The sequence below is a fragment of the Candidatus Neomarinimicrobiota bacterium genome (assembly GCA_021734025.1).
Classification (GTDB): domain Bacteria; phylum Fidelibacterota; class JAANXI01; order JAANXI01; family JAANXI01; genus JAANXI01.
Genome location: JAIPJS010000003.1, coordinates 157,238 through 182,076, shown reverse-complemented (window position 1 = coordinate 182,076; position 24,839 = coordinate 157,238). Strand labels below are relative to the sequence as shown.

Sequence of the window (24,839 nt, the reverse complement as noted above, 5' to 3'; positions counted from 1 at the left end):
AATAGAATAACGACGAGCAGTACCCCCCTCCCGTTTTAATAATGCTGCAAGTTTCCCGGTCTGACCGAGTTTTAAATCCTGAGAGGTAATGGTACAAAATGCCCATTACCGAATGGAATGTTTACCTAAAAGATATAAATAGTTACACACACTTAGCAATTAATAAAATATTTTATATCATAATTATACTGGTTTTTCCCGATTTGCTCCGGAAAATACTGAGAGAATGCAGAAAATTGGAGTTTTCAGATACTTGCATAGGATATACTTATTTTAAGATGGACAAAATCCGGCTGAAGTCTAGTATGCTCCTGATAACTTCTGCTGACCCAACTCGCGCAGATCTCCATTCACCTGGTTGAGTGATTTCCGAATCAATTCTCTGCAATATTTCTGACGTTCATGCTGCGATTGGGGAAAATTGATTTTTTGCCCTGGAACCAATTGATTACATAACCACTGAAGTATCAGTGTGCGATAAGTCCACTGACGAATTGGTTTGGAGTCGTCCCCCACCGGTCCCCGGATCACAATTTTATCTATGCGTGGTGCTGTCTGATATTTCTGTTTGTATGCCGGTATATTTTCGCATTCCAGGATGTATGATCCAGGAGTTGATTTCAGGCTCAACCCTATGAGGTCTTCGGTATTTAGCAGCGGCATAGACCACCAGTGAATGCGAAGTGTTTTCACGTGAATTTCTCTCTTGTTGGCATCCCTGGATACCAGTTTACTTCTGAATTTTAACAAGTTTGTCCTGTAAGGAAATTGCGGCAGGTCTGAACCTGAGGCATTGGTTGCTTATATATTATAAATTTCAGAAGATATCTACAAATTATATTAAAATAAGTTGTCAAATATTTTTAATGTTTTATCTCCTGTAAATACCAAAAAACACGAGGGGAGTAAATAGATGTTGATATGGTGCCACTATTGGTTGTGTAATAATACGGTTTGAATCGTATGAATTTTGAATTATTTACTTTGGAAACCGGTTGCTATTCCAACAAATTTATCGACAAATTTTAATGTGAATAAAATTGGAGATGGAGCAATTTTTTATGCCGAATGCAACGATCAAAATCTGTGTCATCGATGATGATGATAATGTCCGAAATTTAATCTCCAATGCCCTGACCAAAAACGGGTACAGGGTTCAGGACTTTTCTACCGGATCAGCAGGAGTTTCCTACGTTCGTGAACATATTGCCAGTATTGACCTGGTCATCACTGATTTGCGACTCCCTGATATCTCCGGAATCAAGGTCAGGGAACAATTATCGGACATTGCACCTGAACTCCCGGTAATTGGGATGAGTGCACTAATTAATGAACCAGGCCTCTCAGAGAAATATCTTGAAGTCTTTCAGGCAATGATGAGTAAACCGTTTCAGTTTTCTGAACTATTAGATAAGGTAGATAAAACGTTAGGATTGTCAAATCCCGACGGATAAAAAGGATTACTTTTCCAGCCAGCCGTTGGCCATACCCTCAAACGCTATTGCCTGCCGGACATCTTTTGAAATTTTATATTTATTTTGAAGGGTTGTCAACGATTGCTGCTGGATTTTCCCCCTTTCGATATCAACCAATTTCCGGAATATTTTCTGCCGTTTTTCTTTGGAAAGACCGTATTTAATATTCGACTCACTCTTCTCCAAAATCCAATCCTGCACGTTGATTGCCGTAATTCCGCTTTTGGAGATGGTTACAGCCGCGTATGGAATTTCGCGTGTTTCGTATTGCGGTAAATAAAATTGTACTTCCAGAAATTGAGTGGTACGGGGTAATCTGTTTTGCCATAATTCTCTGACGATTTGAGCCATACTCCCCTTATCCGGCGGCGTATTGGTCTGCAACAATACCGTATACAGGTCCCCGTCTGCATTGAGCCGGTCAGCAGCGGATATCTCGGTCACCACAAAGGGTATATCGCTAAAAACCGGCTCATTTTCCAGTGTTGGAGGAACGACATGTGGTTCGGCGTGTAAAAACGATCCCTGAAGTACGATGATAATGAGATAACCTAAAACTGCCCAGGAATACTTTCTTCTCCGGGGTTTCTTTTTGTCCGGCATATATTTCCTTAATTCCATAGAATGTGTCTCGTTTCTTTCTATGGAATAATACAATGCCGAGGGGCACTTCCGGTATAGCGGTGCCTGTGATTTTTACGTCAATTTTGAGGGGGATTTTTGTCGTATTATTTACGACGGAATGCCGCAATACTGAAAGAAGATTTACGGTGACAGTGTCACTCAATGAGTCCGTGGTTTACTGCATATTTTACTATTTCTGCGTTGTTTTTCATGTTCAATTTATCCAGTACCCTGATGCGGTAGGTATTTATAGTACTCTGGCTGAGCGATAGTTTTTCGGCGATGTTGCTCGTTGAAATCCCTTGAGCAATTAGTTCAAATACTTCGTACTCCCGGTCTGATAACTGGATATGTGGCGGGCCTTTATCCTGTCCGCTGAGTGCATCGATTAAATTTTCGGCTAACGATTCGCTTACATATTTACCGCCGGCCACAACCTTCCGGATAGCCTTTACCAGTTCATCCGGGGCCTTTTCCTTGGTAATATATCCCGCCGCGCCCGCTTTAAGCGTCCTGATAGCAAACCGATCTTCGGGGTGCATACTCAGGATTAACACCTTTGCCCTTGTATCCAGAGATTGAATTTCTTTAAGAACGTCTAAGCCGCTGCGTCCAGGCATGGTAATGTCCAGAACAACTACGTCACAATCCTGATGATGTAAAAAATCGATGACATCGCCTGCGTTTTTTGCTTCTCCGACCACCTCCATATCCATTTCGCTGTTGATTACATTTTTAAATCCTTCCCTGATCAAATCGTGGTCGTCTGCAACAAAAATTTTAAACATAGGACATTCCACCTACTTTACTGTTGGTATCAGATATTATTAAAATCCCGAGAAATCCTGAACTTGCCATTAATCCAATTTTACAGCTATATGGATTTTTATCTGGTCCGCTTTACTCGCCTCCATATCCACCCTACCACCATACCTCCGAAGTCGCTCCGACAACTCCACCCACATCAATTCGAATTCCGAAGTTTCGGTCAAAGAGTCTAATCCAGGTCCGCCTCCCAACAACCTCAGCTCGATCGCTCCGTGGGACTCATTTACCTCTAGATCAATATTTTGCAGAGAATCATCCTCTGTAAGCCTCTCCAGTAGCATCGTAATTCCGGAGAAAAGCTCCCTGCGGACCTGGTCAGGATCTTCATATACGACTAAATTTCCTTGAAATGATGTTCGAATTCCAACCTGTTCCTCGAGGGACTTCAGTTTCCATTTCAGGGCTTCCCCCAGGCCAAAATTCTCAAATACTTCTGATCTGAGATCCCCCATCATTTCCCGAATGTATTTCACGATATCATCAGTCATGGATGCAGCGGACTCAATGTGCTGTTTCACCTTGTCCGTACCGGCTACATCCTCCAACGCTGAATTCGCCTGTGATAACTGAAGTTTAACCCCGGTTAATAACTGGCCGAGTTCGGAATGTAAAATTGAAGTAAATTTCTCGCTCTGCCGTTCTTCGGCAGACCATTGGGAGTGCAATAATTTTCGTAATTGCTCTTTACCAGGCCAGGATTTTTCCGTCTCATTCATTTAATTTAACTGAAGGTAAAATTCCGGCCCTGACAAGAGTTGATTCAATGGAATTTCCATAGCTGTTAAAATAGTTTGGCTCCCAAGGGAATGCAAGGAGATGGGTACTTCTATAAAATAGCAGTTGACGTTATTTCCATTGACCACTAATCTGTAAGAAAAGGGGGTATTATGAGCCTTCTCGGCAACCTACTCTGGATAATTTTTGGCGGTGGGATCTTCATTTTCCTGGAATATATGATCAGCGGCCTACTGATGTGCTTGACGATTATCGGAATACCGTTCGGTATTCAGTCGATGAAACTTTCAATTTTGGGGCTTTTCCCGTTTGGCGTAAAAATTGAGCACGGCAATTCAGCAGACAGCCCGCTTTCGCTGATTATGAACGTTATCTGGATTCTGCTTGGTGGTATCTGGATTTCCCTGACTCATGTCATATTTGCCATATTGACCGCAGTTACCATTATCGGTATCCCGTTCGCAAAACAGCATTTAAAGCTCGCCCGGTTGGCCTTCACACCTTTTGGCATTGAATTACGATAAGCAGAGAAGACAGGTTTTCCAAAATCGTCTTTAAAATACAACGGGCTCCGGAAATCCGGAGCCCGTTGTATTTCCTTTATTTCCTATTTAATCAAAGTCCGAACCGGAGTGAGAACACATGATTGTTATTAAAATATTCCACCGGTAAAAAACCATAGTCAAGTGCTAAATCGGTACCGATTACCGGCTCCAGATTCAGACTTGCCCCGTAGGAGACTCCGGCAAAAATATCCTGCAAGACCTGGTCGCTTTCAGTTGCGGTTTGGTAAGATACCCTTGCAGAGGCAAACTCACCAAGGTGATATGCCCCGAGCATTTTCACACTGTTCGGCCCATAGTTATTCTCCAGGTATGAGACCCCAATATCCAGGTTATCAATCGGTTTATATACAATTCCAAGATCGGCCACGGTGGGCATGTCGGCATCCATGGCGGTAATTTTATATTTGGTTACGCCACGCTCTGCAGTGGGCTCATTTGCGTCAACAAGTAGCCCGGGGCCATCGAACTGCATTGCGGATCCCACATTTCTGACTGCCACCCCAATACTCAATCCCTGGACATCCAGGAAATCACTGTACTGTACCCCGGCGTCAAAGGTTACTGTTTGGGCCTCGACCTCCGCAATAGTCTCGTTTACGAGGTTCACGGTCGCGCCGACTCTGATCCTATCTGCTAGCTGTTTGGAGTAAATTCCACCCAGGATAAAAACGGTGGGTGAAAATGTCGCGCCCGTCCCATCCATATTGTATTCATCCGTCACCGGTATTTCTCCAATATCAAAGGAACGTAAGCTTAAGCCAACTGCCCCTATTGAGCCGAACTGGCCTCCAACACCAGCAAAATTAATTCCAATATCGGCAATATAACTGCGGTGGGAAAACACAGCCATTACAGATTTATTGCCTTTATCTAAGGCTGCAGGGTTCCAGAGTGCTCCCTCCAGGCCGCTGGCCAGGGCGGCTGCACCGCCACCCTGTAGATATTGTGCGCCAACCGGTACTAACAACTCAGAGGCGGAGTTCGTACCATGACGCACCTCCTGGCCAAACGCCATTCCGCTCCAGATTAAGGTCATTATTACAAGTATCAATATTTTACTTTTAGTCATTTATAGAACTCCTTTCACTTCATAATCCTCAAAATGTTTATGTCCCGAAATGGCATTAATAGACTGGCAATATCTCTTCTTCCTGGATAATCGCCAGTTTCAAGACCTTTTCACCAACCTTACTGCCGTCCGCATCGTTCACCGTGATATGTGCGATATAAATCCCGCTTCCGACAGGTAAACCATCCTGGTTGGTAAGATCCCAGCGCTGGAACTGCTGTTCCGCATTGTGATTAATTTCTCTTACCATCACTCCACCAAGATTAAATATCCTGATGTCTACATTTTGAGGCAGATGGGTGAAGGTCACGTACTTTTCGAACCGGCCGGTCTCAAGACGGTGCCGTCCGTAATACGGATTTGGGAAGACGTTGATTTCATCGATTTCCGCATCGGTTATCTCATCATTCAGATCGGTCTCCGGTGCGGTAAATTCGAATACGTCGTTTACCGTATTCGGCTTGGCGGTAACAAACCGCACTGTCGTCCCATTCGGCGGCAGATTGCCGTCATCGTCAAAATCACCGATGGTCATTCGGGCGATATACTCGTCAGTGAGGTAAGAGAGATCGTCCAGACTGCCGTCGGCCACATCGGCTTCAAATTGGGCGTAATCGCCGCCATACCAGTAGACCCAATCGGTGGCAGGATAGCCAAACGTCGGATCGGTGTAGCCGATATCAAACGTTCCCGGTGTGCCGTCGCCACCCGAATATAACAACGGAATCAGCTGGGTGTCATCAGACGGATCATTCGGGGTTGCCTGGCCGATATCCCATAGCTCAAAGGGAACCGTTCCAACCTCTTCACCATCAAAATACCAGACTGCATCGCTTCCACCGCTGGTGAATCGCAACTCATAATCTCTTGGGACAGCATTGGCGACACTCCTTGCTAAGCGGTCAATACCACCACCGCCACCTCCGGCACTGAGATAGTAGGTACTAGTGGAATTCAATGAGTGCCAAACACTTGTCGGAGAATCGAGCGGATTTCCATCGTACGCGACCTCAATGATTTCCGAAAACTCCGGTTCTGGTCCGGAAACTTTCACCATCATACCGTCAACGATCAGGTAATTTTCGTTTCCGGACTGGTTCGTCTGATCGCTCAATTTGACCTCACCTGTGGTCTGGTCAATTAAATTCCATGTAACCTGTCCACCGGAGGTATCAAAGGTAACCTGGTAGGTATGGCCGTTTAATTGATGCGGATTCACAACAATTGGTGTGACCACACCGTCCGAAGTTCCCTGGACTTGTTGTACTTCTACAGTATCTCCTTGCGCACCGCCAAAGTTCTCCGTTGCCTTGGCAGGCTGCGGAGTCACCGAAACTACTGTCGGACTACTCTCCAGTGAACGGATGGCAGGCGCCAGCGGGCTATCCGGATTATAACTGTAGGCCGTAAGGGCGAAGTGATAGGTTACGCCGTTGGCCACTGGTCGACTCCTTACCCGGTCCCGGGTAATACTCAGGGTCCGCTGAATTCCGCTATTGGTCCCTTCCTGTGCCAGAAGCTCCTGCAGACGACCGGCATCAATATCAAAGCGAGTCTCAAAGATTTTCAGCACCGAATCCTGTTTATCAAAGGTGGCAATCTTTTCCCCTTCAGATAATTGTGAATTAGGCGACGGTAACTGATAAATATTGTATCCCTGGAAATTAAATCCCTGGATAACCGTATTTTCCGTCGCATCTACTGCATTTTTATCGCTGCCCCAGTTCAGCACGACTTTTTTATCAAGTCCAACTGTCTCAACCTGGGGAGCAGCCGGAGCTGAGGGGAGATTAAAGTTGTTATCGTATGCGTACTGGGCAAATTCATCATAGCTACGCAGGACAGAAATACTGGAGATGTTATCTTGTCCCATAGCCGCTATCTGCCCCACAACGACATCCTGTGTATCACCCTGAGCCATCGTAAATGGTCCGGAACTTAGCACAATACGGCGGTCACCCGGTGGCAAATCCATACCATCGATCCAGCCTTCACCAGCCACAGGATCACCGGTTAACACATATTTTGTGTTTTCGCCGGTTACCGAATTTACCCATGGTGAGGCACTCGGATACGGTGGACGCGGTTTATATCCCCGCATCAGGTTATACCACTGCAGAGTTCCCTGGTATTCTGTCAAATCAGGGTCACTCACGTCCGATCCGGCTGCAAAATAAGAGAAAGATGTTAATCCAAGCGTATCGCCGTTGACAATCGGGCCCTGCAGAAAATCCCAACCGACTGCCGGTGATGGTAAACCAAAATTATCGAAGTATGTCGGATCATTTTTCACACCGGAATATGCAAATCCCATCGAGGTGGATGTGTCACTCCCGGCAAAGTCATTATCGTAGGTTCCGACATCGGGATCGACCCAATGGACAATATACATGGAGTCGATCTGTGCATTTTGAACTTTCGGGGCGCCCGGGTCACCGCGATATATCAGGCGGCTCCTGATAAACGCCATATTCCCCAGTGGATTGCTGGATGGAAAGTTATAACCCCAGATCGTGGTCTGAACTTCCATACCGATCTCCGGGGAACCATAACTGTTTTCCGAAGCACCTTCAGGCAGATCGTTTGCCACATACCAGATAGTCTGGTCCGCACCGGGATATCCTGGAATGTCCGTACTTGGTTCATATGTTCCGTTATTATTCACATCTTCATACGGGGCCCCGAGTTCGGCAGGCCAGTTATTCCAATCCCTTTCATACTGTGCGCGCAATTCCTGAATCATGGTTTCGGTCACTTCGCTCAACGGAACTCCATTTATCTGGGACGCATCCGTGGAAAGGTCAGCAGTTTCGTAATCTGTTCTGACCCTCCAGGCGTGATACGATCTATCGGTATCCGGCCCTGTGGGAATGCCGCCATCTATAGGAAGAATCTTTCCTGGGGACATTCCATTATTATAGGTACTCCCGTTGACCCTGACTTCGGGAGTATTTCCGTCATCGACGATGCCGCCCCACAGAGTACCCTGCGCGAACACTACCCCGGCAGCCAGACCTTTGGGATACGTACCATTCACGCCGGAAAATGGGTCCGACCAGTGATAGTACCCGTCATTTCGGGACCAGATTGTCATATTATTGATGTCGAACACCGTTTCAATGGGATCAGTTTGGGTCATTTTCATGAGGGACTGCTGTTGAGTGACCTGCCCCTTTTCCTTTGCCGCAAGATCGGAAGAAAAGCCGAGTGTACCCAGCAACCCCAATACAATTAGCATTGACCAAAGTTTATGTAGTTTCATAATAAGCCTGTCCTCCAAAATACTATCGCCATTATATTCTTGTTTATCCAACACGAGTTGTAATGCTTTTTATAACTCGACCTGGACTCCAACCCGGAACTGCCGGGGAGTACCGTAGATATCAGACTGGCCATCGCTCAACCAGTGCTGTCGGTTTTCCAGGTTAATTGCCCGATATAATTCGGTATACTGTTCACCGAGTCCGGCTACGATATCGCTGCTCAGATCCGGACTTGACAAGAAACCATCATTTTCTGCAGATCCTGTCCGGTAATACACGTTCAACACGTGTTTCCGGTTAAACAGGTTCTGGACATAGGCGTAAACACCAAACCGAACGCCTCCTACGTCAAATCCTTTCGTCACACGAAGATCGGTGTTAAAATACCATGGAGTAGTTGATGCGTTGATGGATTCAACCGGGACCCGAGAGCGTGCATCATTGGAAAGCAAGGCGCCCGTATTCGGACCCTGCTGTCCTATGCCCCCGGTGGACAGCGTGAAGTGATGTCCACTATTAAATGACATCAGCAGGTTTACGCCCCAATCGCCTAACATCATACCAGCATCGGGGGAGGTCCGGTAATCCAGGTTAATCGTTCCGCGGTGATTTTGCTGGAACCGCAGAGGCTGGATCATAGACGGCGGTGCTGTGCCCTGATCCATCAAGCCCGCCTGAGCACTGGGATCCGAGTTGGTTCCCTTGGCAGAACTCAACGTATAATTCACTTGGGTCAACAGCCCTTTATACCGACGGGTTTTCAGAGTCAGTTCAAACCCCTTGGTAGTGGTAAAGTCACCATTTTGCCAAAGAGCGTAATTAGCAATACCTGACCCCTGCTCCGTTTCCTGATAAATCAGTTCAATCTGGCCGGTTGTATTTTTATAGAATGCCGTTATATCAAACGAAGCATAATTTGAGAACTGTTGCTGGAACCCAACTTCGTACTGGGTTGTTTTGATGGGGTCAAGTGACCATGCAAATGGCTGAGTAATAAAATACTGGCCGGAAAATGTCTGTGCATAGTCAGAAACGTTATCATAGGCGTTGGCCATATCCGGCATCTGCGCAAACCGGCCATACTGGAGATGGAAGACAGTCATATCAGTCACCGGAAAGGCCAGGCCAATCCGGGGCTGAATCGCCGTAATCGCATCAGCTTTATCTAATGAATCGGCATCCATTAACCAATCCTCAGATTGATATGGGGGACTGGTTCTGTCCGTTGGCTCCCACTGATCCATATAAAACCGGTCCAGTCGGAGTCCGGCGTTCACTACAATATCCTGATATTCAACTTTATCGTTGATATACATTGCAGCCAGATACGGCTCCCGAGGTGCATTCAACTCGTCATCCGTTTCTGCGGATCCCCAGGGAAGTAAGGCACTGAGTCCACCTTCCCCGACCTTATTCATAAACTCATCATAGCCATATCCACCACTACCAGCCTGGCGAATGGCGAATGCAACGCCATCAGTCCCAGCCCGGATCGAATCCGCGTATCCGGGATTGTTGTGTATCTGGGATCCCAAAGCGTTATAGGCGGTGAATTCGTAATCCCGGACAAGCCATTTTTGAAAATGGCCACCGGCCTTTATTTCATGCCGGCCGGTCTGATTGACGAAATCCACCTTGTAATCCATATAATTCTGATTTCGCTTCCGGTAATTCGTCATTAAGCCATCCGGCCCAGAAATAGCACCAGGGGCAGTAAATCGAAATCCGTGATATGTCAATTCCGCTGGCTCTTGATAATAGCCTCGATAATAGTCAAATCCGTATTCGGAATGGACAGTGTCTCCGGGCTCTACGATAATCTGATTCCCGTTAACGTCCTCAACAATTTCTCCGTTTTGGTTGAACATGGTGTCGGCTTCTTCGGCAATTGTGTATAAGCCGGATTCCAACAATCCATGCGGATCACCGTCGACTGATTCAGGCGCGTTATCGATATAATCCATCAAATCCCAAACAGCGCCACCAGCTCCGTCTGCCTCAGGCTGGTCGAAATTGGGATCAAATACCTCAAAATCGTAGTCAAAATAACTAACCTGAGCCTGCACAAATGTATTATTATCGAAGAAATACGTGCCCCGGAGATTGTAGAGCTGCCGGGTATCTTCCCTGTGGGAAAGTCGCTTCTGGTTGAACATATCCCAGATCGGCACGGTATTGATTTGTCGGGTCCGATCGGTTCGGGCAAAAGCAATTCTAAAACGGAGGGGGTTAAAATCAAGCAGGAAACTTCCATTCGCGGTCAATTGATCCTGAAAGCGCGGACTGTCTCCGGGCAGGTTACCGTCTTCCCAGGCGACTTCCCCAGGAGAAGGTTGCCCAATTGGCGCTCCTGAACTTCCCGAATCATACAGGGTGTCAAAATCCGCACCAGTCCAGAACGAAGGATTATAATCATCGGTGTAAGACTTGTCGATAGCCACAAAGAACCGATGACGCTGACTAAAAAGTGGCCCGCCTAATGTAGCAGTAAAATCATTATATCCGTAGGAATACGAATTATCACCAAGCGCTGAGCCGAAGGTATCGGTCTCATATTGCACAGAACCACTGAATCGCTGACCACCTGTCCGGAAGGACTGCTGGACAATTCCGGCATTTGCGTTCCCGATTTCGGCGCTGTATCCACCGGACTGTACATTAACCTGCTCAAGGGCTTCCGGAATCGTAGTTACGACAGCATCGGAACCGACCATTCCTTTAATACTAGACCCTTCAAGCATATATCCGGTTTCACTGGCTCGCCCACCGCGAATGTGAATCTCGCCATTTTGCTCGACCACTCCGGCCTGCATCGAATAAAATGTTTGAACATTCCTGGTGGGAATATTCTCAAATTCATCCTGAGAAATCGTGCGCTGTACATTGGTTGCCGTCGGCTGTACAAGCGGCCGCTCTACCGTCACTTCAACCCGATCCCCTTCAATGGCAGATGTTTCCATTTCAAAATTCAAACGGGTTGTCAATCCGGAAGTAACCTGAACATTACTTTTTTCAATAGTGCTGTATCCAATGAAACTGGCGGTTACTGTATATGTCCCCGGAGGAACATCCAGAATTGAGTAGTTTCCGTCTGTATCAGCGGATGCGCCATAATTTGTACCTTCAACTAATATATTGGCACCCGCAAGCGGTTCACCCGTCTCACTGTCAGTGATAGTACCTGATATCTTTCCTGCAGATTGGGCAAGCAAGCCTGCCGCAACCAGCATAGTGAGTAGAAATAGAGTACCACGTCGAACCATTTTGCCCTCCACTGTTTTTTACCTTAAGTAAAAAGGATATTTAACTTACCGCCAAGTTAGATTTTATCAGGGAGAATGAACATCGGACTGGTACTGAAATTTTTGTAAGAATATTTAACTATTTTGTCAGATTTAATCTTACAAAATGGAAAGTAAAACTTTGACTTTGTGTTTAAACTGTAAATGGCCACCCACTGAAATGTCCGGGATATTGGAAACAGGCTATACTAACAAGGCCAGTTTAAGAGCTACTACTATAGAAGGTTCTATCAGGTAGGGTCTGCACAAAGATTTATATAGTAATTTTATTTTCCAGGGCATACCTGGTCAACTGGGAATTATTACTCATTTCCATTTTTCTTAGAATACGGGAGCGGTACGTACTTATGGTTTTCACACTCAGCGAGAGATCCTCTGCAATTTCAGTAACCGTCTGCCCTTTGGCTATTTTTCGCAACACCTGAAATTCGCGGTTTGACAGAAGTTTATGGGGTTTGTCCGCCGACCCGTTTTGGACATCAACCGCCAATTGCTTTCCCACCGCCGGCGGAACGTACCGTTGTCCATTTGCAATTGTGCGTACAGCACTGATAATTTCCTGAGCAGTACTCTTCTTATTCAGGTAACCGAAGGCACCGGCTTTAATTGCACGAACAGCATAAAGATCTTCCGGATAAATACTTAAAACAAGAACGCGGACATCCGGATGGTTGGTTCTCAGAAATTCCGTTACAGCCAGTCCATCTTGTCCCGGTATTGAAATATCCATGATGACAACGTCGAAATTCTCTTTCGAGACCTTATCGATAACCTCCTGTCCCGTTGTGGCAACGTCAGCAATGTTTAGGTCCGTTATTTGTTCGAATATTTTCTTTAAGCCGGCCCGGACCACTTTATGATCGTCGGCAACCAATATATCAATCATAATATTGCGCCTCCCATAACAATACTTGACCCTGAACACTCACATGTGAACTTGCCCTTAGCTCATATGCTTTGACTATTTGATGCTCAATCAGGTGTCTTAATTGTATAAATATTCCCGGAAATATTCCACTTAAATTACTGTAAATCTCCGGGCTTAATACCGAAGAATCTTTGTCTGGTCCGGTTAAATCTGATCGGGCCTGCTTTACACTTCAACACCAAGGAAGTGTCTGATGACCAGTCCGATAATGAAAGAAATGCCAGCAACGCCCATACTGATAAAGACCATTTCCCAAAAACGACGCTTAAATGAATATGATTTCGCCACGGAGATATAATAGGTGAATACGAAAATAATTAATATCGCATTCAGCAAAGTCCAGCCTAGAGCCCAAAAGTGATTTGACAAGATAAAATACGGAATCACTAACAGGACCGTTGCCAAAGAATAGGCTATTCCGGTATAAACCGATGCTTTCACGGGGTTTTTCGTTTTGTCGTCGGCGGTTTTGGTGGAAAGGTATTCCGATCCGGCCATTGAGAGCGAAGCGGAGATACCGGTAACCAAACTGGCCACTGCTACAAGGCCGGTATTTTGTAAGGCCAGAGTAAGCCCGGCGATTGCACCGGTCAGTTCTACCAAAGCGTCATTCAAGCCGAGAACGATAGAACTGGCGTACTGTAAGCTCTCTTCATCCAGCATATCGATGAGTTGCTCTTCGTGTTCATGCTCGTCCGCTTCGATTTGAGCGACGTCGGGGATTACAGTGGCGATATCATGATAGGTATCCTGAGCTAGGTCTTCCCCGTTCTCCATAAGCCTGATACCGAAGGTTAAACCGAATAATCTGGCGACCAGGGAATAAAACCAAATCTTGAATTTACTCGGGGAGACCTCCTTGCTGGTCCGTTCTTTCCAGAAATTGTAATGAGATAACTCTTCCTCAGCAATACGGCGAAGCACCCTGGCATTTTCCGGATCACCCGTCATATCTGCCAATCTGTTGTAGATGTAATACTCGGTAATTTCTGCCTTTTGTGCGGATAAGATTTGTGCTTGTATCCCTGCAACACTCATAAAACACTCCTAAATTACTGTCCTGACCTTCTCTAATGTTGTAAAATAGAAGAAAATTGTCTGAATAAGAAACATTTTTTTGAGGGTTCAGTACTAAATTGGAGAAAACGGTATAACAATATTAAGGTTATGATTCACCCGAAATGATCCTTACTTTTTATTCATCTTGATATTATTAAGTAAACATTAGACTAAAACAATCTTTCGGAGAAGACGAATGAAAAAAATTATGCTGGCACTGTTGCCTGTATTTTTAATAATTGCTGCCTGTTCCTCGCAACAGTCCAAAGTAAAACTTGAAAAGGGTACTGACGCTTATGAACTCGCCGCTGCCCTCTCAGACACACTCCCGTACCTGAGTCCTGACAAGAACAATATTTTAGTATCCACAGATGACTTTGTCGTTTCTACCGGTGAAGTATTAAAAACCATGCAGGACAATTATGGCACCCGGGTTAGTCAATTGAAGAACTTGCCGGCTTCGCAACTGCGGCAGGTTATTACCAGTAACGCTTCTCAAATTGGAGAGAAGAAACTACTGCTTCAGGCAGCAGCCGAAGCAAATGTGACTGTGACCGACTCCGAAGTGGATAGCCTGATGCAACTCCAATATACCCAGGTAGGCGGAGAGCAACAGTTTAAACAGCGTATCGAGAGCGCCGGTATCTCCATGGAACCGGTCAGGAAGCAGTTCCGCGAGGGTCTAATTATCAATAATTACCTGGAAGAGAAACTCCAGGGACAAGTTGAAGTAACGGAAGAAGACATCCAGGAAGCATATTCCGAGGACAAAACAGCCACAGTCCGGCATATACTTTTCAGCACGCAGGGCGAATCCCCGGCCGAAACGGAAGCCATTGAGGACAGCGCTCAGCGGGTACTCGAACAGGCGAAAGAAGGAGCGGATTTTGGCGTGCTGGCAGCCAGGTACTCCGACGATCCGGGATCGAGCGATAAGGGGGGATTGTACGAAGACATCGAAAAAGGCATGATGGTCAAACCGTTCGAAGATGCTGCCTTTAACATTCCCGTTGGTACGGTCGGCGATACATTGGTTGAAACCCGTTATGGCTATCATATTATTAAGGTATTGAGTCGCGCCCAGGAGGAAAAGCCACTCGATGAGGTCAGGCCGGACCTCGAACAACAATTAAGCCAGCAGAAGAAGCAAGACGTCTATGATAATTATGTCAACCAGCTGAAGGAAGAGGCAAACTACGAAGTAAAAGAGTTTTAGACATTTTTGTATTTCAATATTGCCTAATATCCCAGCGATGGACATCCCTTTCCTTCGCTGGGATTTTTAGTTTTGATTTGGTTTAAGCATCCTATTTCGAATCATACCTTGAGATTCAGTGAGACTCTTGTTTATTTTCAAGAGTTATTTGGCACAGCTAAACGAAAGGAAGTTTTCATGCAAAAATTGACTCATAAATTGAACACCGCCCTGGGAATGGCAGGTATGCTCCTAATCGCCCTGACATTTGTGGCTTGCTCCTCACAGGATCAATCATCTCAGACCGATACCTCCCAGCAGCAATCCACCTCCGAAATGCAGATGCAACAGAACCAACAACAGCAACAGATGCAGGCACAACAGCAAATGCAGGGTCAGGGCCAGCAGCAATTGTCCGAAGAACAGAAAGCCCAGCTCCGTCAACGTATGCAACAGCAGATGCAACAGCAACAACAGGCACCTGATGTCGATGTCAGCGACCAGGAGTTGAAAAAATTTGCCGCCGCCGTCCAGGAAGTTCAGCAAATTCAGCAGTCCGCCCAGCAGGAAATGGTCGGCGCTATTCAGGAAGAGGGACTCGAACCACAGCGATTTCAGAAGATTATGCAGTCTCAGCGTGGGCAGGGCCAATCCGATGTAGAAATGACTGAAGAGGAAAAGCAGAAATTCCAGGCTGCTTCACAGGAATTACAAAGTATCCAGACTGAAACTCAACAGAAAACCACAGCGGCAATTGAGGAAGAAGGCTTTGCTCCCCAGCGATTCCAGAAGATTCTTACCGCTATCCGCGCCGATCAGGAACTCCAGAGCCGGTATCGTAATCTGATGCAAAACTGAGTCTGAGCACTTAGGTATGTCATTCCTTCAAGGCCGGCCGGAATGGCCGGCCTTTTTTTTCATCTGAGTATCCGCCCTACTCTTGTAGACTGGTATTTCAACCATACCTTCTCTACCTTTTACGTTTACCAAATTGCAAACCCTAGAATAGGAGCAATGTCGCAGTGAAAATTTCCGGAGACATATCAACGCTTGACACCCTGGAAAATCCACCTCTCATTCCTATGGAAGATTTTTTCCGAAACCCGCAGCAAACGTCCTTTCAGCTCTCCCCGGATGGTGAAAAACTGGCCTTTCTCGCACCGTGGAAAAATCGACTGAATATTCATATCCGGGAAATTGAAACCGACAATAGTACAAGGATCACCGCAGCGACCGAACGGGATATTGCCGGCTATCTTTGGGCAAATAATACCCGTATAGTCTTTCTCCAGGATACTGCCGGGGACGAGAACTTTCGCCTGTTTGCCGTTGATATCGATGGAAAAAATCACACTAGGCTCACCCCTTTTAATGATGTCCGGGTGCAAATTGTGGATGACCTGGAAGATATCGAGGACGAGATACTTATCGGCATGAACAAGCGTGATAAACAGATTTTTGACGTCTATCGGCTTCACGTGAATTCCGGAGAGATGTCCATGATCGCTGAAAACCCGGGGAATATCTCCGGATGGCATACTGATAACGAAGGGAAGTTGCGGGTAGCCACCACGACGGACGGGGTGAATACCGGCATTTTGTACCGCAATACGGAAGAAGAGAAATTTCACGAGGTCCTGACGACAACCTTCAGAGAAACGCTGAATCCCCTGTTTTTCACATTTAATGATGATGCGATTTATGCTGCCTCAAACCTGGGGCGTGATAAGCAGGCCATAGTAAAATATGACCTCGAAAATAATATCGAACTGGACATCATTTACGAGCATCCAGAGGTGGATGTTTCCCACCTGCTTCGGTCCAAAGAAAGAGAAGTCATTACTGGTGTCACCTATTTTACTGATTATCGAAATTACGAGTTTTTTGATGAGGAGAGGGCCCAACTCCAGACATCTCTGGAAGAACAACTGCCGGGATATGAAGTCAGTCTCAGCAGCTCGAGCAAGAACGAACGCCGGCTGCTGGTGCGAACCCACAGCGACCGTTCCCGGGGTGCATACTATTTTCATGATCGGGATACCAACGAATTGACAAAACTGGTGGACGTGAGTCCGTGGTTGAAGGAAGATGAAATGGCGCCAATGTATCCTGTAGAGTATTCTGCCAGAGATGGCCTCACAATTCCGGGCTATCTTACATTGCCGAAAGGCCAATCCCCGGAAAACCTACCGGTAGTAATCAATCCCCACGGCGGCCCATGGGTCCGGGATCACTGGGGGTTTAATCCCGAGGTGCAATTTCTTGCGAATCGCGGTTATGCCGTCTTGCAGATGAATTACCGGAGTTCAACCGGATATGGCCGGGATTACTGGGAGCGGGGCTTCAAGGAATGGGGCAAAGCCATGCAGGACGACATCACCGACGGAGTCCATGCACTAATTGAGGAAAACATCGCCGACCCGGACGCGGTTGCAATCTACGGCGGCTCCTACGGTGGTTACGCCACCCTCGCAGGTCTCACTTTTACACCTGATCTGTATGCGTGCGGGGTGGATTATGTGGGAGTTTCGAACCTGTTTACCTTTATGGAATCTATCCCGCCCTATTGGGAACAGTACCGGCAAATGCTCTACGAAATGGTTGGCCATCCGGAGCAGGATAAAGACCTGTTGGCCTCGGCATCACCTGTTATGCACGTGGATAAAATCAAGGCCCCCCTGCTGATCGCGCAAGGTGCCAACGATCCGCGGGTGAACAAGGACGAGTCAGATCAAATGGTGGAAGCGCTACGGGACCGAGGGATTGAAGTACCGTACATGGTCAAGGAAAACGAGGGACACGGTTTCCACAATGAAGAAAACCGCTTTGACTTCTACCGGGCAATGGAACAGTTTCTGGCCCGCCATCTAAATGGTCGTGCTGGTAATGGGGATATCTCTGCACTTCTGACCTAGGAAATACGGAATCGTCCAACCGGGAGAAATCTTATGATAAGCCTCACAATTGCAGTGCGAGGGAAGTCAGACTAAATTTACGAATGATGTTGTAGATCTCCCCGGGTTACAATCCTGCTTCATCTAACTTTTCGATTGTCAGTTCGTCAGTTCGTAAGCCGCCGGAATCACGTCCTCTCCCCTGTGAAAGTCGTATACGTTGATCTTTCGGGTGTCCGGCTGGATCAACAGATCGGGCTTTTCCACCTGGAGTTGGTAATCGGCCATCATGGAAATCGTGATACCCACCGTCTGGGCAATGACCATCAGCATGCTTAGATTCCGCTCGCGGGTTGTACGGCGTTCCGGAATCTTATCATCCAGATTAATGCGTTTCAGAAGCTGGCGAAAATTGGACGGTTCTTCCGGCTCCAGCTGTTTCCGGATCTTATCCGCACGCATCCAACTTTTATTTTTATCCAGTACATTTATGGCAATTACGTAATCCGCTCCCATTTCGCGGACCGTATTTACCGGCACCGGACTGACCAGCCCCCCGTCGACCAGAATTTTTCCGTCGATTTCCGCCGGTTGAAAAATAATAGGGATCGAAATGCTTGCTCGAACGGCCTCAATCAGGTTTCCGGATGTATGGGTAATCAAATCCCCCCGTTCAATGTCCGTTGTGTCTATGGCGAGTGGAATTTTCAGTTCGGCAAATGTATCGAATAACAGGTTCTCTTCCAGGAGCTGAGTGATTTTTGCCGCATCGATAAGGCCGGCCTTGGGGAGGGACGGCATGAACAGCCGAAACATCTTCCGCCAGGTAAAATCGGCGGACATATTTTCCAGCCGCTCGATAGATTCGGTAGCTGCATACACGGCTCCGACGAAAGCTCCCATACTGCTCCCGGAGATATACTTAATTTGGATGTTTCGTTCACGAAGCGCCTTCAGCACCCCAATATGTGCCAACCCCCGGGCGCCACCGCTGCCAAGTGCCAATCCAATTTTCATTTAAGCCGCCTCCAGATGAGTGATGCCCCCATCCACAATGGAATCGGTGAACAACCACCCTGTTTCGGTGAGGCTGATGCCATCCGTATGCTCATCGATCCAGCCAGGATATTGGTCAATTAATCCCCGGAAATAACTGCGTAATGATTCCGGGAATGGCTCGTTAAAAAGTGATTCCCATTCTGCAAAGCGAATTCCGTGGTTCGTCCGTAATCGGGTAAGCAGGTATTCATTTTTCCGTGTTTCCGGGTCAAGGTATTCACGGTCTTCAATCGGTGAACCATTATTACGGACCAAGGTCAGATATTTGCTGAGATCCCGGACATTCCACCAGCGATATTCCCCGTTGTATGAGTGTGCAGATGGTCCGTAACTGTAATAATGGCGGCCATTCCAATAGTTGGAATTATGCCGGCTATGATACCCGGGCTTTCCGAAGTTCGACACCTCGTAATGTTCGAAGCCGGCATCATGCATCTTTTCGCAAAGAATCATGTACATTTCCGCGTCCAGTTGGTCGGAGGTCATTTCTATCCGTCCATCCTCAACATATCGAAATAACGGGGTCCCTTGTTCAACAGTCAAACTATAGATAGAGATGTGCTCCGTTTCCAATTCTAACATTTTCCGGAGATCCCGCAGAAAATTGTCAAGCGATTGCTCGGGGAGATGAAATATCAGATCCACATTGATATTGTTGAAACCGGCTTCTCTGGCCATTTCCACACTGGGTATATTTTGATGTGCGCGATGCCATCTGCCTAACCGTTCCAATTGTGCATTGTCAAAGGATTGGATCCCAAAGCTGACCCGGTTCACTCCGAGCGATCGGTACGCCGCGAGCCGATCATAATCCACTTCGCCAGGATTAGCCTCTAATGTAATTTCGATGTCCTCTGCGAAGTGAATCTCCCGGGATATGGCTTCCAGTATTTGCTCCAATTGTGATCCGGACAGCATCGATGGTGTGCCGCCTCCCAGGTAGAGCGTTTCAACTTCGTCGTAATCATTAACGGGAGGTTTGTTGCGTTGAAATTCGCGGATAAGTGCTTCAGTGAACATGGGAATCTGCTCATCCCGGTCGACGACCGAATAAAAATCGCAATAAATACACTTGACCTTACAAAACGGAATGTGGAAATACAGGCTGACCGGCTCTGTGTTACGTGTGCGTTCTTTCTCTGAATTATTCACAAGATTTTATATACTGCCACTTTAGAAAAAATTTTTAGATCTTGCGCCAAAATTATTTATAGACAACCTCTTCGTGTTTTCTTTTTATCTCTCCGCGGCTGAAATGATTTAATCACCGTTTATTATGCATACGTTCAATTCACCAAATCGCCAATCCGGCCCCACCGAATTTTGTCGCCCAGCCGATACAGCGGCACGTTTTTATTCCATGAGAAATATGTAATCATCCCCTCTCCCAGAATATTGTCCGCAGGAACCGGTCCCCAATAACGGCTGTCCCAGCTATTGTCACGGTTATCGCCCATCATAAAATAGTAATCCTGTTCCACGGTGTAACTGTTTGCTGGTTCGTCGTCCACATAATACCGCCCCCCGGAATGGGCAAACTCGTGACCATCCTGCTCAATCAGGTATCGTATCAGCGCCGTATTATCCTGACCAAAATTGTACGTCATCCCCTCTTTCGGAATCGTAAGCGGCCCGTAATTATCCTTATTCCCATAGCCCGGAGGAAAAATGTTGGGTTCCTGCCACTGATCTGGACGCACGTGGTTGGTGGTGAATTTTGTTCCCTCGGCGTTGTCAAACTTCTCTCCGTCCACATAGAGGACTTTATCCCGCACCTCCAGCGTTTGTCCGGGTAATGCAACCAGACGCTTAATGTAATTGACCCGATCGTCCAGTGGATACTGAAAAATGACTACGTCCCCCTGCTCCGGCGCATCCAGCGGTGGCGTTCTCCAGTTTGGCACATGAAAACCGACCTTGGTAAACGGAATTCCGAACCAGTCCGGCGTCCTGACACCGTAAATGAACTTGTTCCCGAGGATAAAATCTCCGACCAGTATGGTATTTTCCATAGAACCGGTCGGCACCTGATACGCCTCGATAATTGTTGAACGGACAAACAGCGCAATAATGATAATCAGCGCGATAGATTTGACTTCACGGATTATCCGTTCTTTTCTTGACGGTTGCGGTGGTGTCGAAACCGACTTCTGGTGCTCTGAATTCTTCTTTTCGTTCATCTGCTGTCCGTTCCTTACAGTATATGTTAGCCGTTATTGCCTATGATAAAACGTCAGTATCATTGGAGAGTTCCACAGCACGTATAATGCATTTTGAGGTTAGTTCTGCAGCCAGGTGACCAATACCGTTGATTTCGCCCTGTTTTTCTCCCAGAGATGCCGTCACCGAGAGATCGCCGTCGAACATGGAATGAGCCGGCGAAACCACCCGCGCCAAACCGTCCTGTGCCATCTGCGAAACCTTGATGCACTGCTCCTTGGTCAGCTGGGCGTCTGTAGCAACGGCAATAAGCGTTGTGTTTGAGGTCCAGAGATCTTCTGGCTTCTTATAGAGCAGCGATTCCTCCGTTTTCTCATGCCCGACAAGCCAGCGATTTTCCCAGGGACTGAAAATACCGCCAAACGGATTCGCCACCAGGAGTACGCCAACGGTAATTCCGTCAGGTGTCGTATCTGAAAGCGTTGCCAGCCCGCCACGCCGGGTAAGTTCCGGACCGAACATATTTCCAACTGTCGCGCCCGTTCCCACCCCAACCGTGCCTTCCCCGGTGTATTCAGATTTTGCCGCTTCAGATGCTTCATACGCCATTTCCGCCGTGGGAATTGCCGAATTTTTATCTTCGCTAATATCGTAGATTACCGCACCGGGAACAATCGGAATTCGGGCGTTGCCGGTTTCGTATCCTATATCGTTCTCCCTGAGAAAATCCAGTACCCCTTTTACGGCCGGCAATCCCAATGCACTTCCGCCGGTGAAGAACAACCCGTTAATCTTCGGTACCAGACGGACCGGTTTCAACACCTCAATTTCCACCGTTCCGGTTGCAGATCCTCGTACATCCGCTCCGGCGACCGCACCGTCTTCGAATAAAATCACGGTACAGCCCGTATTGTCGTCGGTATTTGTGCTGTGCCCGACTATTACGCCAGTGACATCTGTTATTCCCGCCATATCAGTATCCCGCTGCTGTTCCGCCGCGGCTCGTATCCGCACCGGAATATATGGTCCCTGTTGCCGGATCGATACCGACGGAGTTTGCTTCTCCAATCGACTGCCTGGGCTTCAGGGTGTGGCCGACCTGCATCAATAAAAGCTTGTCAATTTGGGTCAATGCGCCTTCCTCGTAGTAGATAAAATCCGGGAGCCACTGAGAGTGAACTCTCTTCGCATCTACTGCCTCTCTAATAGACATCCCATGATCAATCACATTCATAATAATCTGCGCGGTGGTGGTGATAATTGTCGACCCGCCAGGTGTTCCCGTGATAATGACCGGTTTTCTATCACGGGTGACAATTGTTGGGGACATAGAACTCAGCATCCGCTTGCGAGGTTCGATAGCATTGGCTTCCGCGCCAATCAAACCGTACATATTCGGGACGCCGGGCTTGGCGCTGAAGTCGTCCATCTCATTGTTCATCATGAATCCGGCTCCTTCTACGGCATACCCAGCGCCGAAGGCACCGTTTAGTGTGGTGGTATTGGCAACGGCATTTCCGTCAGCATCGATAACAGAAAAGTGAGTGGTCTCCAGGTGTTCCGCAACGTATCCCAAAGAATCTGCGGTGTCCCAGCTGATGTGCGACACCTGCTCACTCGGCGTGGCCTTATGCGAAATTAGCTGCCGCAAATAGCTGTAATACGGTTCGGAAGTCAATGTTTGGATAGGCATATCCACAAATTCCGGATCGCCGAGGAAATAGTTCCGATCTGCATAGATGTGTCGTTCTGCTTCGGTCTTAAAATGTAGCGTCTTTGCGGAGTTGTGTCCCCATTTGTCAAGTGGATACGGCTCCAGTATCCCGAGGATACCGGCCAGGGCAATGCCACCTGAACTCGGCGGCGGCATGGAATAGATTTCGTATCCCTGATAGGTTCCGTGAATTGGCTGCCGCTCCTTAACTTTGAAACTGCGGAGATCTTCTCTGGTAATCAGCCCGTCCAGATTTTGCATTGTCCGGACAATTTGCTCCGCAATCACTCCCTGGTAGAACGCGTGCTTTCCCTTCTCTGCAATCCGCTCCAGCGTGGTAGCGAGTTGAGGCAACTTCAGGGTATCGCCTGCACTGAATATCTCCCTTTTTGTGTATTGGCTGGCTGCCACCGGATCACGCTGCAGGTAGCTGCGATGCCGATTCAGGGTATTCGCCAGATCTTCGTCCACTGCAAATCCTTCTCTGGCAAGATATATAGCCGGCTCAATTAACGTCTTGAGGGACTTAGTTCCGTATTTCTCCAGGACATATGACATTCCGGCGACTGTTCCAGGCACGCCGGAGGCCTTTGCTCCTACCCGGCTCAGCTGGGTGATCACGTTCCCGTTGTCATCCTGGTACATCGTTTTGGTTGCCGAACCCGGTGCTTCCTCCCGGTAATCGATAGTGGTCACAGTTCCGTCTGCCAGACGTATTACCATAAATCCGCCGCCACCAATATTGCCCGCTGCGGGATGCGTCACCGCCAATACATATGAAACAGCCACGGCTGCATCAACGGCATTCCCCCCGCTCTTCAGCACCTCCGTACCGATATCAGAGGCATACTGACTTGAGGAAGTTACCATTCCATGGCTGGCGGAATCCGGCATGGCCCCGGTGACCGAGGCAAAGCCCCCTGACAGTAGAGCAAAATAGAAGAGTGTCCGGAAGAAAAAAGTTCTACAGTTCAAATGCATTCTCGAAATACTGTACATTGGTTGCCGAATTGCGCACTTCAATCGCAGCCACATCAAACTGACACGGCATGCCCTCATATTCATCCCGGTGATACAAAAAATGCTCGGACGCATCGTACAATTTGTTCTGTTTGTTATCGTCCACCCACTCTTCCGGACTTCCATAATTAGAAGTGCCTGCCGTTTTTACTTCGATAAACCGCAGCGTCCCGTTCATCACCGCTACGATATCCACCTCGGAATCTTTCCCGGCATGGTAATTCCGCTCAACAATCCGGGCCCCCTTTTTCCAGAGATGGAAACACGCGTAATCCTCTCCCCATTTTCCGAGGGCTTTCTGCTCCCGGCGAATCTTGGGCAAATGTTCCCGGACACCTCCGAATGTCAGCCGGTGTATCGGCGTTGGTCCGTACTTTTCGATAGCCTCCAAATGCGCAGTCGTTCCGTACCCCTTATGCTTGGCGAACCCGTATCCCGGAAAGAAGGCATCCAGGTTTTCCATCATCGTATCCCGGGTAACCTTTGCTATGATCGATGCTGCCGCAATGGACTGACACCGGCCATCTCCCTTGGTTATACTCTGCGCCGGGTGAATAAATTTCGGGAGATAACTTCCATCAACCAGCAGATACTCCGGCGGACGCTTAAGCGCACCGATGGCCTTTTTCATTGCCAGTGTGGTCGCTTGCAGGATGTTAATTTTGTCGATCCTGGACTGCTCGACCACGCCAATACCAAAATCACAGTCACTTTCCCGGAGCGCATCATACAATTGGGTCCGCTTCCTGGCAGATATCTTTTTGCTGTCGGTGAGTCCATCCGGAATATCACGGTTCAGGACCACGGCCGATGCCACTACCGGTCCGGCCAAAGGGCCGCGACCGGCCTCATCAATACCGGCGATCCGGGAATATCCCTGCTTCCGGAGTTTATGTTCAAACGGTTCAAAAGTCATGACGGGAAAAAGTATCTATGCTATGCTATATA

Annotated in this window: 20 protein-coding genes; 5 read left to right on the top strand and 15 right to left on the bottom strand. The window is 47.6% G+C overall.

Going from position 1 to position 24,839, the window contains the following annotated elements:
* Positions 1–300 precede the first annotated feature (300 nt).
* On the bottom strand, positions 301–693 hold the full coding sequence (locus K9N57_05010) for a hypothetical protein (protein MCF7803529.1): 393 nt from the start codon (positions 691–693) through the stop codon (positions 301–303).
* 368 nt (positions 694–1,061) lie between these two features.
* Between K9N57_05010 and K9N57_05005 the strand changes: the two genes are divergently transcribed.
* Entirely contained in the window at positions 1,062–1,454 is a 393-nt protein-coding gene (locus K9N57_05005; GenBank protein MCF7803528.1) for a response regulator, read from the top strand.
* Positions 1,455–1,460: 6 nt separating this feature from the next.
* On the opposite strand, the gene K9N57_05000 is transcribed toward K9N57_05005, so the two are convergent.
* The 3 genes from K9N57_05000 to K9N57_04990 form a co-directional block, all read right to left on the bottom strand.
* Positions 1,461–2,096, bottom strand: a complete 636-nt coding sequence (locus K9N57_05000; protein MCF7803527.1) for a hypothetical protein — start codon at positions 2,094–2,096, stop codon at positions 1,461–1,463.
* A gap of 158 nt (positions 2,097–2,254) precedes the next feature.
* Positions 2,255–2,887 carry a response regulator transcription factor gene (locus K9N57_04995; protein ID MCF7803526.1) on the bottom strand — a complete coding sequence of 211 codons (633 nt, stop codon included), beginning with the start codon at positions 2,885–2,887 and terminating at the stop codon, positions 2,255–2,257.
* Between the two features lie 69 nt (positions 2,888–2,956).
* Entirely contained in the window at positions 2,957–3,643 is a 687-nt protein-coding gene (locus tag K9N57_04990) for a hypothetical protein (protein MCF7803525.1), read from the bottom strand.
* A gap of 171 nt (positions 3,644–3,814) precedes the next feature.
* On the opposite strand from K9N57_04990, the gene K9N57_04985 reads away from it, so the two are divergent.
* Positions 3,815–4,186 (top strand): YccF domain-containing protein, encoded by a 372-nt coding sequence (locus tag K9N57_04985; protein MCF7803524.1) that lies wholly within the window; start codon positions 3,815–3,817, stop codon positions 4,184–4,186.
* Between the two features lie 91 nt (positions 4,187–4,277).
* Here the strand turns inward: K9N57_04985 and K9N57_04980 are convergent, their stop codons facing one another.
* From K9N57_04980 to K9N57_04960, 5 genes are all read right to left on the bottom strand, one after another.
* Positions 4,278–5,297: a PorV/PorQ family protein gene (locus K9N57_04980; protein MCF7803523.1), complete on the bottom strand. Its 1,020-nt coding sequence runs from the start codon at positions 5,295–5,297 to the stop codon at positions 4,278–4,280.
* A 55-nt stretch (positions 5,298–5,352) separates the two neighbouring features.
* Complete coding sequence (locus K9N57_04975; protein ID MCF7803522.1) at positions 5,353–8,559, bottom strand: T9SS type A sorting domain-containing protein; 3,207 nt, start codon at positions 8,557–8,559, stop codon at positions 5,353–5,355.
* A 69-nt stretch (positions 8,560–8,628) separates the two neighbouring features.
* The gene (locus tag K9N57_04970) at positions 8,629–11,823 is read right to left on the bottom strand and encodes a TonB-dependent receptor (protein MCF7803521.1); all 3,195 of its coding nucleotides are present in this window, start codon (positions 11,821–11,823) and stop codon (positions 8,629–8,631) included.
* 292 nt (positions 11,824–12,115) lie between these two features.
* On the bottom strand, positions 12,116–12,748 hold the full coding sequence (locus tag K9N57_04965) for a response regulator transcription factor (GenBank protein ID MCF7803520.1): 633 nt from the start codon (positions 12,746–12,748) through the stop codon (positions 12,116–12,118).
* Between the two features lie 207 nt (positions 12,749–12,955).
* Positions 12,956–13,828: a VIT1/CCC1 transporter family protein gene (locus tag K9N57_04960; GenBank protein ID MCF7803519.1), complete on the bottom strand. Its 873-nt coding sequence runs from the start codon at positions 13,826–13,828 to the stop codon at positions 12,956–12,958.
* 217 nt (positions 13,829–14,045) lie between these two features.
* Between K9N57_04960 and K9N57_04955 the strand changes: the two genes are divergently transcribed.
* The 3 genes from K9N57_04955 to K9N57_04945 all read left to right on the top strand — a co-directional run bounded on the left by K9N57_04955 (position 14,046) and on the right by K9N57_04945 (position 17,959).
* A complete protein-coding gene (locus K9N57_04955) occupies positions 14,046–15,065 on the top strand; it encodes a peptidylprolyl isomerase (GenBank protein MCF7803518.1) in 1,020 nt (339 codons plus the stop codon).
* Between the two features lie 177 nt (positions 15,066–15,242).
* The gene (locus K9N57_04950; protein ID MCF7803517.1) at positions 15,243–15,902 is read left to right on the top strand and encodes a DUF4168 domain-containing protein; all 660 of its coding nucleotides are present in this window, start codon (positions 15,243–15,245) and stop codon (positions 15,900–15,902) included.
* A 224-nt stretch (positions 15,903–16,126) separates the two neighbouring features.
* Positions 16,127–17,959: a S9 family peptidase gene (locus tag K9N57_04945; GenBank protein MCF7803516.1), complete on the top strand. Its 1,833-nt coding sequence runs from the start codon at positions 16,127–16,129 to the stop codon at positions 17,957–17,959.
* A gap of 138 nt (positions 17,960–18,097) precedes the next feature.
* On the opposite strand, the gene K9N57_04940 is transcribed toward K9N57_04945, so the two are convergent.
* From K9N57_04940 to K9N57_04915, 6 genes are all read right to left on the bottom strand, one after another.
* A complete protein-coding gene (locus K9N57_04940) occupies positions 18,098–18,955 on the bottom strand; it encodes a patatin-like phospholipase family protein (GenBank protein ID MCF7803515.1) in 858 nt (285 codons plus the stop codon).
* Positions 18,956–20,149, bottom strand: coding sequence for a radical SAM family heme chaperone HemW (gene hemW / locus K9N57_04935; GenBank protein MCF7803514.1), 1,194 nt, complete (start codon positions 20,147–20,149; stop codon positions 18,956–18,958). It lies immediately after the preceding gene.
* Between the two features lie 134 nt (positions 20,150–20,283).
* The gene (lepB, locus tag K9N57_04930; protein MCF7803513.1) at positions 20,284–21,177 is read right to left on the bottom strand and encodes a signal peptidase I; all 894 of its coding nucleotides are present in this window, start codon (positions 21,175–21,177) and stop codon (positions 20,284–20,286) included.
* 40 nt (positions 21,178–21,217) lie between these two features.
* Positions 21,218–22,129: a P1 family peptidase gene (locus K9N57_04925; GenBank protein MCF7803512.1), complete on the bottom strand. Its 912-nt coding sequence runs from the start codon at positions 22,127–22,129 to the stop codon at positions 21,218–21,220.
* Position 22,130: 1 nt separating this feature from the next.
* Complete coding sequence (gene ggt / locus K9N57_04920; protein MCF7803511.1) at positions 22,131–23,852, bottom strand: gamma-glutamyltransferase; 1,722 nt, start codon at positions 23,850–23,852, stop codon at positions 22,131–22,133.
* Positions 23,836–24,807 carry a ribonuclease HII gene (locus tag K9N57_04915; GenBank protein MCF7803510.1) on the bottom strand — a complete coding sequence of 324 codons (972 nt, stop codon included), beginning with the start codon at positions 24,805–24,807 and terminating at the stop codon, positions 23,836–23,838. Before K9N57_04915 ends, ggt begins: the two co-directional genes overlap by 17 nt.
* Positions 24,808–24,839 lie beyond the last annotated feature (32 nt).